At 49.9% G+C, this 15,654-nt stretch carries 10 protein-coding genes and 1 pseudogene; 7 read left to right on the top strand and 4 right to left on the bottom strand.

Going from position 1 to position 15,654, the window contains the following annotated elements; genetic code table 11:
• Position 1: 1 nt before the first annotated feature.
• The 5 genes from NFHSH190041_RS19360 to NFHSH190041_RS19340 are packed head-to-tail and all read left to right on the top strand — an operon-like array spanning position 2 to position 10,099.
• On the top strand, positions 2-598 hold the full coding sequence (locus NFHSH190041_RS19360; RefSeq protein ID WP_261925189.1) for a hypothetical protein: 597 nt from the start codon (positions 2-4) through the stop codon (positions 596-598).
• On the top strand, positions 595-1,212 hold the full coding sequence (locus NFHSH190041_RS19355) for a hypothetical protein (protein WP_261925188.1): 618 nt from the start codon (positions 595-597) through the stop codon (positions 1,210-1,212). The genes NFHSH190041_RS19360 and NFHSH190041_RS19355 overlap by 4 nt, the downstream gene beginning before the upstream one ends.
• Positions 1,213-1,218: 6 nt before the next feature.
• The gene (locus tag NFHSH190041_RS19350) at positions 1,219-1,632 is read left to right on the top strand and encodes a DUF6950 family protein (RefSeq protein WP_261925187.1); all 414 of its coding nucleotides are present in this window, start codon (positions 1,219-1,221) and stop codon (positions 1,630-1,632) included.
• Positions 1,632-9,674 carry a hypothetical protein gene (locus NFHSH190041_RS19345; RefSeq protein ID WP_261925186.1) on the top strand — a complete coding sequence of 2,681 codons (8,043 nt, stop codon included), beginning with the start codon at positions 1,632-1,634 and terminating at the stop codon, positions 9,672-9,674. The genes NFHSH190041_RS19350 and NFHSH190041_RS19345 overlap by 1 nt, the downstream gene beginning before the upstream one ends.
• Before the next feature lie 5 nt (positions 9,675-9,679).
• Entirely contained in the window at positions 9,680-10,099 is a 420-nt protein-coding gene (locus tag NFHSH190041_RS19340) for a hypothetical protein (protein WP_261925183.1), read from the top strand.
• An 8-nt stretch (positions 10,100-10,107) separates the two neighbouring features.
• On the opposite strand, the gene NFHSH190041_RS19335 is transcribed toward NFHSH190041_RS19340, so the two are convergent.
• Positions 10,108-10,398, bottom strand: a complete 291-nt coding sequence (locus NFHSH190041_RS19335) for a hypothetical protein (RefSeq protein ID WP_261925184.1) — start codon at positions 10,396-10,398, stop codon at positions 10,108-10,110.
• Positions 10,395-11,048 (bottom strand): AAA family ATPase, encoded by a 654-nt coding sequence (locus NFHSH190041_RS19330; RefSeq protein WP_261925185.1) that lies wholly within the window; start codon positions 11,046-11,048, stop codon positions 10,395-10,397. The genes NFHSH190041_RS19335 and NFHSH190041_RS19330 overlap by 4 nt, the downstream gene beginning before the upstream one ends.
• 1,050 nt (positions 11,049-12,098) lie before the next feature.
• Between NFHSH190041_RS19330 and NFHSH190041_RS19325 the strand changes: the two genes are divergently transcribed.
• Positions 12,099-12,752 (top strand): AAA family ATPase, encoded by a 654-nt coding sequence (locus NFHSH190041_RS19325; protein WP_261925185.1) that lies wholly within the window; start codon positions 12,099-12,101, stop codon positions 12,750-12,752.
• On the top strand, positions 12,749-13,039 hold the full coding sequence (locus NFHSH190041_RS19320) for a hypothetical protein (protein WP_261925184.1): 291 nt from the start codon (positions 12,749-12,751) through the stop codon (positions 13,037-13,039). Before NFHSH190041_RS19325 ends, NFHSH190041_RS19320 begins: the two co-directional genes overlap by 4 nt.
• 8 nt (positions 13,040-13,047) lie before the next feature.
• Here the strand turns inward: NFHSH190041_RS19320 and NFHSH190041_RS19315 are convergent, their stop codons facing one another.
• Positions 13,048-13,467: a hypothetical protein gene (locus NFHSH190041_RS19315; protein ID WP_261925183.1), complete on the bottom strand. Its 420-nt coding sequence runs from the start codon at positions 13,465-13,467 to the stop codon at positions 13,048-13,050.
• A 5-nt stretch (positions 13,468-13,472) separates the two neighbouring features.
• Positions 13,473-15,654: pseudogene (locus NFHSH190041_RS19310) on the bottom strand (hypothetical protein); the annotation flags it as partial.

Here is a 15,654-nt window from a genome sequence, read left to right as displayed (position 1 = left end):
TATGGCAATACACAGCAAGCCGCCGGTGACACCATCTGAAATCCGGTTACATACCTTATTTCATACTGCGGTGAATGAATCCCCTGTGAACCGGGTGACTGAAACGCTGGAAATGGGTGGCGCTCGATTGGAAGGGCATATCCAGTGGGATAACCCCAGCCCCGCTGAAATCCGCTTGATTACGGCTTGGATTACTAAATTACGGGGTGCCGCCGGGCGGTTTTTTATGCCCCATTATTTTTTTCTGCAGCATCAGGGCCAGCCCGCCGGTAAGATTGTGATTGCGGAAAATAACAGCTATGGGGCGCAGGTCAAGCTATCGGGGGCGACCCCAAGCACAACCGCATTTGATTATGGCGACTGGGTATCCATTAACAACCAGTTGGTGATGGTGGTGGATAGTTGCAAGATCGATAGCTTGGGCAAAGGGGTGTTAACGTTTGAGCCGCCATTGCGTCACGTTGTCCAGGCCGGTGAGGTCGTGGTTTATGACAATGCCCAGGGTATATTTCGCTTAAAAGATGATAAGCAGGGGGCGTTTTCGTTGCGGCAAAATAAAGACAGCAAAATTAAGCTGGCCATTGTGGAGGCCGTATGATTGATGAAAATGCCCAGTTACTGGCTGAGTATGAGAAATCCAATAAGCGGCCGGTGTTGCTGATACGCATGGCGCTACCTGATGGTGTGTTGCGGGTAAACAGCCATGTCATTGAGCTGCCATTCCAAAATGAAATTTATTTGCCGGTGGGCGGGGCGGGAAAAATTGGCCAGGTGAAAGAAAATGGCACGGTTCAACCCCACAAGTTAAGCCTGACATTATCATCACTTGATCCGGCGATGCTGCATACCGCGATGAATGTCAACTATATGGGGTGTGAAGTAAAAATTTTCATGGGAATGCTGGATGAACATTATCAGTTGATCGCCGCTCAGTTGCGATTTAAAGGGCGTATTGTGGGGATGCCTCTGCGCTATGGTAATACCAACACTATTGATGTGCAGGTGTCCAGTCGGTTTGAAGATTGGAGCCGGGTAAGAGCAAAGCGGTATAGCTCTGCTGATCAAGAGGCCCGCTATCCGGGTGATAAGTTTTGTGATTTTGCCCCGCAGATGGTTGAGCGCCCGATTCAGTGGGGAGTGCCATATCGTTATCAGGGCGGTGGTGGCGGTGGTGGCCGGGAACGTCCCGGCGGCCCGCAGCGATTGAGGTAGCAAAGGATGAAACTGACAAGACAAGAGAATTGGCCCACATTGTTGGGCCATTTTTTTGCCCAAAATTCGACCCGCCCTTTTAGTTGGGGGGAGTGGGATTGTGCATTAATGGCTGCAGATGCTGTGGTTGAAATGACGGGGCATGATTATGCCGAAGCGCTGCGATTCCAGTACCACAGCAGCGCTGGCGCGTTAAAGCTGATCCAGCCTTATGGTGATTTGTGCGGCTTAATCAGCCATTTGCTGGGTCAAGAACCGTTAACTGAAACCTTGAAAGCCCGCCGGGGGGATGTCGCTGTGATCATGAATGACGGGCGACAGTGCGCCGGTATTGTGTGGCAGCACGGGGTAATCGCCACCGGCGCGGGCGGTTTAGTGACTGTGCCTTTATCTGCGGCCATTGCCGCCTGGGAGGTGTAATGCCTGCTGTTGTTGCGTTTGTGACTTTATATTGGGTTGAAATTATTGCGGTGGCTGGCTTGCTGGCCAGTGGTGTGGCCATGATTATGGCCCCGTCTGCTGGGGGGTCGCCTAACTCGCAGTTTAATCAGCAGCAGGTTGTTCGCTCATCGAATGAACCGCACCGGGGGATCTATGGCCGCGCCATGGTTGCCGGGCCGTTGATGTTTGCCGGTGAAAGCGGCAGTGACCGGGAATGGCTTTACCTGGTTATCGCCTTATGTGGCCATGAGACAGATGGCTGTGAATTGCTGAAAATTGATGATGATATTGCTTGGTCAGAGGCGGATGGCTACGACAGCAAATATGCCGGTCATTTGACGATGACTTTTTATGATGGTCGCCAACTTGCTGCATCTAGCATTATGACCAGTAAATTTAATAGTTGGACTGATCAGCATATTGGCCGTGGATTAACTTATATCGTGGTGGGGCTTAAACATAACAGAGATATTTATCCCTCTGGCATCCCTAATGTTAAAGCGTTAGTGCGCGGGAAACGGGTGTGGGATCCCCGTGATAGCACACAAAGCGCCACGGATCCCGGCAGTTGGAAATATAGCGACAATTGGGCGTTGTGTTGCCTTGATTATGTGCGTTTAGGTAACGGGGTGGGCTGTGATGATGAAGAAATTAATTTAGACAGTTTTATTGCCGCTGCGAATTTATCTGATGAACAGGTTGAATACCAACCCGGGCAAACAGAGCGCCGCTATACACTTAATGGCACTTGGCTCAGTGATCAGACCCCGCAGAGTATTATGGAGGGGTTATTAACCGCTGGCGCAGGTAAGTTGATTTACACCCATGGTCAGTATGTACTGCAGGGCGGTGCCTATTATGGCCCTGCGTCTACGACCTTGACCGAGGATGATTTGCGCGGTGATCTGAATTTATCCCCCTTTACCCCCAAAAGTGATTTGTGTAATGCGGTTCGTGGCACTTTTATTAGCCCAGAGGATTATTGGCAGTCGGTTGATTTTCCGCCTTATGAGAGTGGCTATTACCGGCAGCAGGATCAGGGCGAATACATTGACCATGATCTTGATTTTGATTATGTGATTTCGCCGTGGACAGCGCAGCGCCTGGCAAAATTACACCTTGAGCGCAGTCGCGCCGGGTTCACTATCGAATTTCCGGCCAAAATGGGCGCGGGTCAGCGGTGCTGGCCTGGTATGGTGGTGCGCTTGAATGTGCCGGGTTTGGGGTTAAACAACAAAGAATTTGAAGTCATTGATTACGTCTACCTGCATGGTAAAGGTGTGGATCTGGTACTGCGTGAAACCGCGCCGGAAATCTTTGATTACGATATGGGCAGTTATACGGCCCGGGATCTTACCCCTAATTCTGAAATGCCCGATCCACGCCAAGTGCCGACTGTGGGGAATCTGCGGTTTATGGCTGCCGCTGATGGCTCAGTGTATCAGGGAAAACTGGATTGGGACGCGCCGGGTAATAACAGTGGTTATCGTTACCGGGTGGCGGTGTTTGATGGTCACGGCGGGCTGGTGCATCAGTCTGGGACAGATATTCCCCAGTATGATCTGCCGTTGCTGGATATGGGCACCTATAGCGTTAAAGTCTGGGCCATTAATAGTTTTGGTTTTTTAAGTAACACCCCCGCAGTGATTACGGTTGGTAGTGATGCGCCTGCGGGCGTGGTGGGGATGCAAGTTGATTACGGGGCGCTGAGTTTAACGATTGCCCCGTTTACATCCAGTGACATTGCCGCCAGTACCGTGTTTGAGGTTAAAGGTAGCCTTAATAATGATTTGAATGCGGCCCCGGTGATTGGCACCGGCAAAGTGATCAATTGGTTAGATTTACGGCCCCATACCCGATATTACCTGTGGGCGCGTACTTTTAATAACCGGGGCAGCAGTACCTGGTTTGGCCCAGTTGAAGCCAGTACCACAGCCGATAAAACCGGTATCGTGGATCTCATCGGTGATACCTATGACAAATTCAGTTGGTATGCCTGGGCGGATGATGATCAGGGTACGGGATTTACAACCAGCGCCGCACTTGGGAAAGGTAAGGCGTTTATGGGGGTGGCGGATAACAAGGGAAGCCGTACCCCAAGTGGAAACTGGCAGGATTATGTTTGGACGATGGTACAAACTGATATCCCGCCGGTGTTTACTCCTGCCGAAGATGTGGCTATTAACAACTTGATCGGTGGGCTGTTGCCTGGTGGTGAAACCACACTGTTGGGGTTGAAAGAGGCATTAGCTAACCCGGGGATCAGTAATGATTTACTGACAGCATCTAAATTAATGCAGCAAGGCATTTACGCCGGGGATCTTGGTGGTGAAACCCCAGCGGGCGCACAGGTTAAGGCTAATGCTGCCCAGGCCAATGCGCAGGCTGCCAGCGTCCCAATGGTTGAAACATACAGCCAGTTTAGTGGGGGGGATGTCCCTCGGGGAGCGACCCATAATTTAGCGGTTATGGTGTTTGGGAGCACAGCCCCTGGTAATCGTTATTTGGTGGCAGAATTTCAGGCTGCTGCGAATTGGCAAGGGTTTACGTTTAGTGGCCGGGTGGATTATGGGCCTGATCATCGCTGGAATCGTCACGCTCAAGTGAGTTTAACGGTGGCCTGCCATAGCCCAGTAACGGATTACAGGGTCAATCTGATCGGGGAGGGGGACAGTTTACCCGGCTTTGTGGTCACTCATGCAGTTGAAAACGGAAAAACGCTGATCCGCTTGTATGCTGATCTTGCTGATCATTATATCGGGTTAAAAATGCGGGGGGTCTGGCATCACACTGGCGAAAAATTAAATGTGTGGCAGCAAGGGCAGGCATTAGGGCCAGAGTTTGCTTGGCTTGGTGCCGTTTCCCCTATGGTTATGAACCCTGTGACGACTGCAGCCCAGCAAGCCGCTGAGGAATATGCCTTAGCCAAAGCCAATCTGGCAGAAACCCAGGCCAAAGCCCATGCTGATGGCGTGGTGAGCGCTGAGGAAACCCGGGCCATTGCTGATGCCCAGGCCAAAGCCGATGCCGCCCGCGCTGCTGCAGAAGCCACTGCTGCCGCTGATGCCACCGCCAAAGCCGATGCCGCCAAGGCAGCGGCAGAGCAGTATGCGTTGGCCAAAGCGAATCTGGCAGAAACCCAAGCCCGCGCCCACGCCGATAATGTGGTGAGCGCTGAGGAAACCCGGGCCATTGCCGATGCGCAGGCCAAAGCCGATGCCGCCCGCGCTGCAGCAGAAGCCACGGCCGCCGCTGATGCCACCGCCAAAGCAGATGCCGCCAAAGCAGCGGCAGAGCAATATGCGCTGGCCAAAGCGAATCTGGCAGAAACCCAAGCCCGCGCCCACGCCGATAATGTGGTGAGTGCCGAGGAAGCCCGGGCGATTGCCGATGCCCAGGCCAAAGCCGATGCCGCCCGCGATGCTGCCATTTCAACCGCCGCCGCTGATGCCACCGCCAAAGCCGATGCCGCAGTATCTAAAGCCGGGTATGCGGCAAGGCTTTATCGGGTCAATGATTATATTGGTGCGGCAGGAGTTGCTTTTTCTTATACATTCCCCCCAGTTCTTGTTGAGCATAAAAATGATACGCAAGTACGTATTTTTCAAAATGATCTTGAGGGGCAAATCCAGATTTTTGTTAATGATAATTTTATTTCCTTAGCTGCTGGCCCTGATGCTGTTGATGCCTGGTTAGTTTTTGATGTGCCAGCTGCGTATTTAAACGATAAAACCGATAACGTGGTGAAGGTGGCCCATAACAACAGTGCAACTGCTGATTGGGGGCGGATTTACGAAATAGCGTTATTACCAAAAACAGAAACAACCCGAGATGCCCAGGCCAAAGCCGATGCCGCGCAAGCTGCAGCAGAAGCCACGGCCGCCGCTGATGCCACCGCCAAAGCGGATGCCGCCAAAGCAGCGGCAGAGCAATATGCCTTAGCCAAAGCCAATCTGGCAGAAACCAAGGCAAAAGCCCATGCTGATGGCGTGGTGAGCGCTGAGGAAACCCGGGCGATTGCTGATGCGCAGGCCAAAGCCGATGCCGCCCGCGCTGCTGCAGAAGCCACTGCTGCCGCTGATGCCACCGCCAAAGCCGATGCCGCCAAGGCGGCGGCAGAGCAGTATGCGCTGGCCAAAGCCAATCTGGCAGAAACCCAAGCCCGCGCCCACGCCGATAATGTGGTGAGCGCTGAGGAAACCCGGGCCATTGCCGATGCCCAGGCCAAAGCGGATGCCGCCCGCGATGCTGCCATTTCAACTGCCGCAGCGGATGCGCAGGCTAAAGCCGATGCCGCCGAGGCGGCGGCAGAGCAGTATGCGCTGGCCAAAGCGAATTTGGCGGAAACCCAAGCCCGCGCCTATGCCGATAATGTGGTGAGTGCCGAGGAAGCCCGGGCCATTGCCGATGCTCAGGCCAAAGCGGATGCCGCCCGCGATACTGCTATTTCAACCGCTGCCGCTGATGCCCAGGCCAAAGCGGATGCGGCGAAATTGGCGGCCGAGGCGACCGCCGCCAATCAGGCTGCGCTATACCGCAAGCAAGAACCTGATTTCTTTTTTGAGCGGGGGCTTGCAGGGTATTCAGATCGTTATAGTGGTAGCTCGTTATCATCGGTGACATTGGAACAAAGCAGTAACGCTGCCGCTTTCAGTTTGGTGCCTGGTGAACATGGCAGGCAGGCATTGCGGATCCAAGGGAGTGATTGGGTTTTTAGTACCGCTGTTTTCCCCATTAATACATCTAAGCGGTATAAGTTGCGCTTTAAGGTGCGTCAGCATAGCGATGGTACGGGAGGCCGCCGTGTTTATGGTGGGGTTGCCACTTTGGATGGTAACTATAACGCTATTACAGGTGGTGCTGGTTCGCACAGGTATTGCGCGATTTCGGGCCAAACTATTGCAGCGGCGGAGGGATGGCAGGTATTTGAGGGGTACATTACCGGCGAGGGTGATAGCCATAATCATTTCCGCCCCGGCACTGTGTATGTGCGGCCGATGTTTATTGTTAATTATAGTGATGGCACTGGCTTGGCTGATGTGGATGAATTGTCGTTTCACGAAGTCACCGAGCAAGGCGATTTAATTGAAATCGGCATGGAAACCGTTATTGGTGCCCAGTCTAAAGCGGATGCGGCGAAATTGGCAGCAGAGGAATATGCCTTAGCCAAAGCCAATCTGGCAGAAACCCAAGCCCGCGCCCACGCCGATAATGTGGTGAGCGCCGAGGAAGCCCGGGCCATTGCTGATGCCCAGGCCAAAGCCGATGCCGCCCGCGCTGCAGCAGAAGCCACGGCCGCCGCTGATGCCACCGCCAAAGCGGATGCGGCGAAGCTGGCGGCAGAGCAGTATGCGCTGGCCAAAGCCAATCTGGCGGAAACCCAGGCCAAAGCCCATGCTGATGGCGTGGTGAGCGCCGAGGAAGCCCGGGCCATTGCCGATGCTCAGGCCAAAGCCGATGCCGCGCAGGCTGCAGCAGAAGCCACCGCCGCCGCTGATGCCACCGCCAAAGCCGATGCCGCCAAAGCAGCGGCAGAGCAATATGCGCTGGCCAAAGCGAATCTGGCAGAAACCCAAGCCCGCGCTCACGCCGATAATGTGGTGAGCGCCGAGGAAGCCCGGGCCATTGCCGATGCGCAGGCCAAAGCCGATGCCGCCCGCGCTGCAGCAGAAGCCACGGCCGCCGCTGATGCCACCGCCAAAGCCGATGCCGCCAAAGCAGCGGCAGAGCAATATGCGCTGGCCAAAGCGAATCTGGCAGAAACCCAAGCCCGCGCCCACGCCGATAATGTGGTGAGTGCCGAGGAAGCCCGGGCGATTGCCGATGCCCAGGCCAAAGCGAATGCTGCCCGCGATGCTGCCATTTCAACCGCCGCCGCTGATGCCACCGCCAAAGCGGATGCCGCCAGTAAAGCGGCAGTGTCTTATGCTAATTACATAGTGGATGCTGGATTTAGCCAGCCATTTGTGAATGGTTTGCCTGTCAGCCTTGTTGGTGCTGGCGGCCCGCTGCCCTCATCACAGTTAACATTTGGCGCAGATTTAAATGCTGATTGGAAACTAGGCTATGGCGGTCAAACAGCTTGGGTTATGCAGGGGAATCCTGTTGGGTCAGATGAGAATAATATTTATAATGAAATTCACACAGAACGCTTTGCGGTTACGGCCGGTCAGCGTGTTGGTTTTTCTATCTACACTGGGGCGCATCGTTGCAAAATAGCTGCGTTTATTTACTGGTTTGATAGCGCTGGCAATGTGGTTGGGTATACACCGCTTGATTATAACAATGCAGAGTTAAGTGGTGGGCGAAATCTCAGTGGCTACAAACGGTTAGAGTCTTATGGTGATGCTCCAGTGGGGGCGGTATCTTTTTGTGGGATATTGCGAAAGCATGATACTAAAGTTGGGGAAAATAGCTCATATTTGTTTTATGTGATGCCCCAATTGTCATTTTGGGGGCGTGATCAAACCATTGCCCCTGAGTGGTGTGTTGGGCAAATCAGCCCGACAGCAGAGCAATTGGGGGCGGAAACGCCCGCAGGGGCACAAAGTAAGATTGATGATCGTATTACTGCTACCGATGTTGAGCGCTTACGCCATGTTAGTGATGTTGGCGGATTGCCTTTTTACTGGAAATTGCGCATTTATGGCGAGAGTAATAAATATTACCCCGTCATTTTCTTTGGTGGTAATCAAGATGTGGCCCGGCAGATTAAGATTTGGCGGCGTTACAATGAACACGGCCCTGATGATTGGCATACCGCCACCCATAAAGGCGCATTAATGTTGCATTGGCAGGGCAATTTTGGTGGCTGGGGTGGTGCAACTTATACTGAGCGGTTAGTCGATTTTTCAGAGCAGTATTGCAACTTGCTGGCGAATTGCCATATCGGCATTCATTTAATGGGGTATGTATTTTTTCTGCGCGGTGGCGGCCCAGGTGGTGCGGATTACCATTTTGCGTCTGATCAAGCGGCTGGCCCGACTGTGTATTACAACCAAGAACTGGTTTATGACCACCCCAATAATGGTTATGACGTTTACGCGCCCGCACCATTAACCAGCCTTAACCATGAAAGTATCGCTCAGCTGATAGTTGGTAACAGTCATTTTGGCAATCTGCTGGGGTATACCGGCCAGTTTGATCAGCTTAAAGCCCGGTTGGCTAATTTCGGCGGATTAACCGCTGAAACCATTCATGCTGATACGGCGCTGATTAATAAACTGGTGGGATCATCGGCATTATTTAATGAGTTGATGGCCCGCCTGGCGGTGTTCGGTGGTGTGAGGGCTAATTCCATTGCGGCCGATGCGATTGAGGGTCGTCACATAAAAGCCGGTGAAAAGTTGCAGTCCCCCGTGATTGAAGGCGGAAAACTGCAGCTTATTGGCAGTGGCCATATGAAAGTGCAGGCATCCTCGCCGTTTGGGCCAGATAATTTGATTGAATGGTACGGCCCACGCTTATTATTGGGATCGGATCCCAATTGGTCGCTGCTAAGCAAGGCAAATGCGATTACCTATTTGGGCGATGATGGCAGCGCCTACTTTGGTGGCAGCTTGTCATCCGGTACTTATCATAATTCCCTCGCCACCACCTTGGCGAGTGTGTATTCAAGTAATTCCTATCCTGTTACCTTGGGGCCATTCGGCACCCGTGGGCGCAGTAAGCGTTTGGTCGTTTCATATTATTTATCAGCTGATAGCTATTATAGTGGCGCTTGCTCTGCCGGTGCGCGTAATCCGAGTTTAAGTTGGGTGTTGGAACGTTCAACTAATGGCGGGGCGAGTTGGCAAACTATGACCAGCGGGACGTTTAACGGGACAACGAGCCAATATTATGATGGTGAGTTTAGGCGCTGTGAGGTAACAGAGTTTTGCTCTGATAGCACAACCTTTACGGATAATACCACCACCACATCAAACCTGATGTATCGCATTAAAACCACCAGCCATGTGCGACACCATGCCACGGCTAATGTTAATTCGCAAAAACTTTCATTAACCTGCACTGAGGAATAATAACTATGGCGTTAACTGTAGCAACATTGACTTTAAGCTCTGGCTTGGAAGTCGCTAATCCGGTGTTAATTTTATCTGAAATTAACAATCACAATAATGTGACGGCATCAGAAAAGCTGACTATTCAGGCCGGTGATCCAGCTGATCAGCAAAGCGGTTCGCAGGGCACCTATGCTCTGCAATCCACTTCATCTGGTGGTAATTACTGCACTTATATGGTGGCGGTGTTTGCCAGTAAGGCGGCATTCAATGCGGGTAAGCCAGCGGTAGAAACGCTGAAAGATAGCCATTCAAGCAAGGTATTTAATTTTGATTTGAATGATGCGGCATATAAAAATATGACGCCCAGAGAGGCAGCTTATACGCATCTAAAAACTGACCCCTGTATGGCTGGCGCGACAGAGGTCAGCGGGTTGAACCTGTAACTGGCCAGTTATTTGAGTAGTGCGCGAAATTGCGCATCTAAACCATACTGACCCTCGCCGTTGCGGTACGCTTCCGTTAGCAGGGTCAGTGCTTCATTGATCAGTAAATTCTGCATCCCCCGCTTTTTATTTTCAGCCATACTGGCTATCAACCGCATATTTTCCACTTTGTTTTTATCAACTTTACTGCAAAATAATTCTGTGGTTTGTGGTTTGGATGTTTCCCGTTTGGCAGCAACCAGATCTTTGCCACCATCGACTTTGCCCATTCCGGCGGTAATCTTATCTCTTAAACTCATGATGCCACCTTTTCTGTTAATAACTGCATAATTTCTTTAAATGCTTGCCGGATTTCAAAGCTGGCTTTGCTTTTATCTGGATCTGCACCGCTAACCCCTTCGCCTAAAGCGCTGGTAACAAAATCTTGTCTATGCCCCAGGAATGATTTCAGCATGGGGATTTCCATTTCCTCTAATACCTTGATAGTTTCGCCGGTCATTACGCCGCCAATTTTGCAGCCACTGCGTAAAAAGCAGGCTAGCGGCTGACCATTGGTTAACTCCTGCCGTTCGCGTACCAGTTCAACCATGCGCTCGCTACCCCACAGATCATAAGGGGATGGCTGTACTGGAATGATAACAAGATCCGCTGATTTGATGGCCTGAGCCGTTAGCTTGCCGGTTCTTGGCACCCCGTCTATGAATAAAAAGTCATATTGAGGTTTTAGCGCTTTAATGGCTTTGTCTATCCCTTCATCCATGCAGATTAACTCAATGTTTGTTTTTACTTCACCGTTGCTAACCCACAGTGACGCGCTGCGCTGCGTAATATCAGTATCAATCAATAAAACCTTATTGCCCTGCCTTGCTGCTTCATAAGCCAGGTTAGTTATAACAGTGGTCTTATGCGCACCACCTTTTTGGTTTTGAACCGTAACAACGTACCCCATTTCTATCTCCTTATTTTTTAGGCAAAGACAAGTTTATATCAATATTTAAAAATCTCAATATTTAAATATTTAATAAGCCTAAAGGTTTACGTTGTCGGCATGGTGCTAGCTAATTCCGCTTTAAGCCGCTGTACAGCTGCGTTTTAGGTAAAAGCGGAAGTCAGAGCGCACTATCTATACATAAGTAAGTTAGAGGCTAGCAGGCAGCCATATAGTAAAGATAACGCGCTATGGCTGCAATGCTAAAACAACAGCTAAAAGCAAAGCTGTGGCTAACAGATAACCGTAGCAGTTGGTCATGATATAAAGCATTGCTGAAAAGTAGCGACACCGATGTAAACAATACACAAGTTTAATAGTGCTACTTGTGTAAATAATAACCCCTCAAGTATACACAAGTTTATAAATGCAGCTCACTCATAATTGCACGTTAACTATACACAAGTTTATAGCTCACAACTATACACAAGTCAGGCAGGGACAACTATACACAAGTTAAGTACACCAACTATACACAGGGTTTAATTAAACCCTGTGTATAGTTGGTGTACTTAACTTGTGTATAGTTGTCCCTGCCTGACTTGTGTATAGTTGTGAGCTATAAACTTGTGTATAGTTAACGTGCAATTATGAGTGAGCTGCATTTATAAACTTGTGTATACTTGAGGGGTTATTATTTACACAAGTAGCACTATTAAACTTGTGTATTGTTTACATCGGTGTCGCTACTTTTCAGCAATGCTTTATATCATGACCAACTGCTACGGTTATCTGTTAGCCACAGCTTTGCTTTTAGCTGTTGTTTTAGCATTGCAGCCATAGCGCGTTATCTTTACTATATGGCTGCCTGCTAGCCTCTAACTTACTTATGTATAGATAGTGCGCTCTGACTTCCGCTTTTACCTAAAACGCAGCTGTACAGCGGCTTAAAGCGGAATTAGCTAGCACCATGCCGACAACGTAAACCTTTAGGCTTATTAAATATTTAAATATTGAGATTTTTAAATATTGATATAAACTTGTCTTTGCCTAAAAAATAAGGAGATAGAAATGGGGTACGTTGTTACGGTTCAAAACCAAAAAGGTGGTGCGCATAAGACCACTGTTATAACTAACCTGGCTTATGAAGCAGCAAGGCAGGGCAATAAGGTTTTATTGATTGATACTGATATTACGCAGCGCAGCGCGTCACTGTGGGTTAGCAACGGTGAAGTAAAAACAAACATTGAGTTAATCTGCATGGATGAAGGGATAGACAAAGCCATTAAAGCGCTAAAACCTCAATATGACTTTTTATTCATAGACGGGGTGCCAAGAACCGGCAAGCTAACGGCTCAGGCCATCAAATCAGCGGATCTTGTTATCATTCCAGTACAGCCATCCCCTTATGATCTGTGGGGTAGCGAGCGCATGGTTGAACTGGTACGCGAACGGCAGGAGTTAACCAATGGTCAGCCGCTAGCCTGCTTTTTACGCAGTGGCTGCAAAATTGGCGGCGTAATGACCGGCGAAACTATCAAGGTATTAGAGGAAATGGAAATCCCCATGCTGAAATCATTCCTGGGGCATAGACAAGATTTTGTTACCAGCGCTTTAGGCGAAGGGGTTAGCGGTGCAGATCCAGATAAAAGCAAAGCCAGCTTTGAAATCCGGCAAGCATTTAAAGAAATTATGCAGTTATTAACAGAAAAGGTGGCATCATGAGTTTAAGAGATAAGATTACCGCCGGAATGGGCAAAGTCGATGGTGGCAAAGATCTGGTTGCTGCCAAACGGGAAACATCCAAACCACAAACCACAGAATTATTTTGCAGTAAAGTTGATAAAAACAAAGTGGAAAATATGCGGTTGATAGCCAGTATGGCTGAAAATAAAAAGCGGGGGATGCAGAATTTACTGATCAATGAAGCACTGACCCTGCTAACGGAAGCGTACCGCAACGGCGAGGGTCAGTATGGTTTAGATGCGCAATTTCGCGCACTACTCAAATAACTGGCCAGTTACAGGTTCAACCCGCTGACCTCTGTCGCGCCAGCCATACAGGGGTCAGTTTTTAGATGCGTATAAGCTGCCTCTCTGGGCGTCATATTTTTATATGCCGCATCATTCAAATCAAAATTAAATACCTTGCTTGAATGGCTATCTTTCAGCGTTTCTACCGCTGGCTTACCCGCATTGAATGCCGCCTTACTGGCAAACACCGCCACCATATAAGTGCAGTAATTACCACCAGATGAAGTGGATTGCAGAGCATAGGTGCCCTGCGAACCGCTTTGCTGATCAGCTGGATCACCGGCCTGAATAGTCAGCTTTTCTGATGCCGTCACATTATTGTGATTGTTAATTTCAGATAAAATTAACACCGGATTAGCGACTTCCAAGCCAGAGCTTAAAGTCAATGTTGCTACAGTTAACGCCATAGTTATTATTCCTCAGTGCAGGTTAATGAAAGTTTTTGCGAATTAACATTAGCCGTGGCATGGTGTCGCACATGGCTGGTGGTTTTAATGCGATACATCAGGTTTGATGTGGTGGTGGTATTATCCGTAAAGGTTGTGCTATCAGAGCAAAACTCTGTTACCTCACAGCGCCTAAACTCACCATCATAATATTGGCTCGTTGTCCCGTTAAACGTCCCGCTGGTCATAGTTTGCCAACTCGCCCCGCCATTAGTTGAACGTTCCAACACCCAACTTAAACTCGGATTACGCGCACCGGCAGAGCAAGCGCCACTATAATAGCTATCAGCTGATAAATAATATGAAACGACCAAACGCTTACTGCGCCCACGGGTGCCGAATGGCCCCAAGGTAACAGGATAGGAATTACTTGAATACACACTCGCCAAGGTGGTGGCGAGGGAATTATGATAAGTACCGGATGACAAGCTGCCACCAAAGTAGGCGCTGCCATCATCGCCCAAATAGGTAATCGCATTTGCCTTGCTTAGCAGCGACCAATTGGGATCCGATCCCAATAATAAGCGTGGGCCGTACCATTCAATCAAATTATCTGGCCCAAACGGCGAGGATGCCTGCACTTTCATATGGCCACTGCCAATAAGCTGCAGTTTTCCGCCTTCAATCACGGGGGACTGCAACTTTTCACCGGCTTTTATGTGACGACCCTCAATCGCATCGGCCGCAATGGAATTAGCCCTCACACCACCGAACACCGCCAGGCGGGCCATCAACTCATTAAATAATGCCGATGATCCCACCAGTTTATTAATCAGCGCCGTATCAGCATGAATGGTTTCAGCGGTTAATCCGCCGAAATTAGCCAACCGGGCTTTAAGCTGATCAAACTGGCCGGTATACCCCAGCAGATTGCCAAAATGACTGTTACCAACTATCAGCTGAGCGATACTTTCATGGTTAAGGCTGGTTAATGGTGCGGGCGCGTAAACGTCATAACCATTATTGGGGTGGTCATAAACCAGTTCTTGGTTGTAATACACAGTCGGGCCAGCCGCTTGATCAGACGCAAAATGGTAATCCGCACCACCTGGGCCGCCACCGCGCAGAAAAAATACATACCCCATTAAATGAATGCCGATATGGCAATTCGCCAGCAAGTTGCAATACTGCTCTGAAAAATCGACTAACCGCTCAGTATAAGTTGCACCACCCCAGCCACCAAAATTGCCCTGCCAATGCAACATTAATGCGCCTTTATGGGTGGCGGTATGCCAATCATCAGGGCCGTGTTCATTGTAACGCCGCCAAATCTTAATCTGCCGGGCCACATCTTGATTACCACCAAAGAAAATGACGGGGTAATATTTATTACTCTCGCCATAAATGCGCAATTTCCAGTAAAAAGGCAATCCGCCAACATCACTAACATGGCGTAAGCGCTCAACATCGGTAGCAGTAATACGATCATCAATCTTACTTTGTGCCCCTGCGGGCGTTTCCGCCCCCAATTGCTCTGCTGTCGGGCTGATTTGCCCAACACACCACTCAGGGGCAATGGTTTGATCACGCCCCCAAAATGACAATTGGGGCATCACATAAAACAAATATGAGCTATTTTCCCCAACTTTAGTATCATGCTTTCGCAATATCCCACAAAAAGATACCGCCCCCACTGGAGCATCACCATAAGACTCTAACCGTTTGTAGCCACTGAGATTTCGCCCACCACTTAACTCTGCATTGTTATAATCAAGCGGTGTATACCCAACCACATTGCCAGCGCTATCAAACCAGTAAATAAACGCAGCTATTTTGCAACGATGCGCCCCAGTGTAGATAGAAAAACCAACACGCTGACCGGCCGTAACCGCAAAGCGTTCTGTGTGAATTTCATTATAAATATTATTCTCATCTGACCCAACAGGATTCCCCTGCATAACCCAAGCTGTTTGACCGCCATAGCCTAGTTTCCAATCAGCATTTAAATCTGCGCCAAATGTTAACTGTGATGAGGGCAGCGGGCCGCCAGCACCAACAAGGCTGACAGGCAAACCATTCACAAATGGCTGGCTAAATCCAGCATCCACTATGTAATTAGCATAAGACACTGCCGCTTTACTGGCGGCATCCGCTTTGGCGGTGGCATCAGCGGCGGCGGTTGAAATGGCAGCATCGCGGGCAGCATTC

The organism is Shewanella sp. NFH-SH190041 (assembly GCF_024363255.1).
Taxonomy (GTDB): domain Bacteria; phylum Pseudomonadota; class Gammaproteobacteria; order Enterobacterales; family Shewanellaceae; genus Shewanella.
The sequence above is the reverse complement of the archived record's forward strand: the minus strand, read 5'-3'. Positions and strand labels throughout refer to the sequence as shown.